The organism is Kitasatospora sp. MBT63, from assembly GCF_000710465.2.
GTDB lineage: Bacteria > Actinomycetota > Actinomycetes > Streptomycetales > Streptomycetaceae > Kitasatospora.
Genome location: NZ_JAIZ01000275.1, coordinates 1 through 415 on the forward strand (window position 1 = coordinate 1; position 415 = coordinate 415).

A 415-nucleotide genomic window follows, 5' to 3' on the forward strand; every position below is an offset into this window, starting at 1 on the left:
CCGCAGCCGGAGGCGCCGAGCAGGGTGACGAACTCGCCCGCGGCGACATCGAGGTGGATGTCCTCCAGGACTGCGGTGGCGGCACCGGCACGGCCGAAGGATTTGTGCAGCCCGGAGATCCGGACGGCGGGGCCTCCGGCGGGCGGGGCGTCCGGGCTCGGGGCGTCGTCGGGGGCCGTTGCGGGGGATGCGTCGTGCTGTGCGGTGAGTGCTCTGCTCATGGTGGGCACCTCCTGGCGGATGCGGTGGGGGCGAAGGCCGGGACTACCGGGCGGGGGGCGGGGCCGTCGGGCCCGGGATCAGGAGGTCCTGCCGAGCCCGGCGTCCGTGACCGTGGGTCGGCCCGCGGCCACGAGCACCTTGTTGAGCAGGGTCAGGTCGTAGATGCCGTCGAGGACCGGCTTCTCCAGCAGAC

1 pseudogene is annotated in these 415 nt (G+C 74.2%); it reads right to left on the bottom strand.

Annotated elements, in window-relative coordinates:
* A pseudogene (locus tag AA75_RS50920) lies at positions 1 to 221 on the bottom strand (ABC transporter ATP-binding protein); the annotation flags it as partial.
* Positions 222 to 415: the final 194 nt, after the last annotated feature.